The following is a 958-nucleotide window of genomic DNA, read 5'->3' on the forward strand; positions in this document are numbered from 1 at the left end:
AGTAGACACGCACGGTGGCTTCGTCGTCAAATGTGGACGACGGATTTTACACCACTACTTGAGACTTTAACTCTCCCAACAGTGCATGAACCGTACCGGGATAGACCTTGATCGATACGCGGTCATTCGCCAACGTCTCTCCAAAGCGCTTAGTGACATCGCGCATTTCCACCGCAGGTATGGTCGCCATGGGGAACCCCCTCTCTTCAAGGTTGCGGAAGTGAGCCTTGCACTCCCTGGACAAACCAGTTGAGGTTGAGGATTTGTTCGTCGGTCAGGGTTTTCCCTTTGGGGACCTTCAACTTGCCGTTTTGATCGTAGATAGGTCCAGAGAAGATATGGAGCTTACCGGAGATGATCTGCGATTTCGTGCGCAACACCAGTTGCTTAACCGGCGCTGGTACGACAGAACCGAGCGGAGCTATGTTGACAGTACCGTCCGCCATGTCTCCCAGGTAGTGCCCGCTCTTCCACGTGCCATTTTCAATCGCCTTGACGGTACGCACGAAATACGGTCCCCAGTTCCAAATCGGTGAGGTGATATACGCTTTCGGGGAAAATTTGTATTCGTTAGAATCATTGCCGATGGCATAGGCACCCTTTTCCTGAGCGGCTTGCAACGCTGCGGGAGAATCTTGATACGCTGCGATGACATCCGCTTTTGCTGCCAACAGGCTTAACGCCGCACTGCGTTCCACGGGTGGGTTGTACCACGTATTGGTCCAGACTACCTTGACGACTGCCTTGGGATTCACACTGCGCACACCAAGCGTGAACGCATCGATGTTATATACCAACTCTGGAATCGGAAAGGCGGCTTCATACCCGATGATGTTGTCTTTGGTCATCTTTCCTGCAGCAATCCCTGCCAAATAGCTGGCTTCAAACTCAAGTTTGACAGTTAGACCCCCTGGGTCGAGGGTACGAACCGCGCTACGGCGCGGTTTTTTCGCCGTTC

2 protein-coding genes are annotated in these 958 nt (G+C 52.9%); both read right to left on the reverse strand.

What is annotated here, in order from left to right; all coding sequences use genetic code 11:
• Positions 1-46: 46 nt before the first annotated feature.
• Positions 47-190 carry a hypothetical protein gene (locus tag IEX97_RS12905; RefSeq protein WP_188883512.1) on the reverse strand — a complete coding sequence of 48 codons (144 nt, stop codon included), beginning with the start codon at positions 188-190 and terminating at the stop codon, positions 47-49.
• Between the two features lie 16 nt (positions 191-206).
• A partial coding sequence (locus IEX97_RS12910) for a BMP family ABC transporter substrate-binding protein (RefSeq protein WP_188883513.1) occupies positions 207-958 on the reverse strand: 752 nt, incomplete at its 5' end.

It is taken from the genome of Paenalicyclobacillus cellulosilyticus (assembly GCF_014647315.1).
Classification (GTDB): domain Bacteria; phylum Bacillota; class Bacilli; order Alicyclobacillales; family Alicyclobacillaceae; genus Alicyclobacillus_J; species Alicyclobacillus_J cellulosilyticus.

Coding starts and splice junctions, on each gene's coding strand:
- IEX97_RS12905 (WP_188883512.1), bottom strand. CDS start 190: ATGGCGACCATACCTGCGGTGGAAATGCGCGATGTCACTAAGCGCTTT.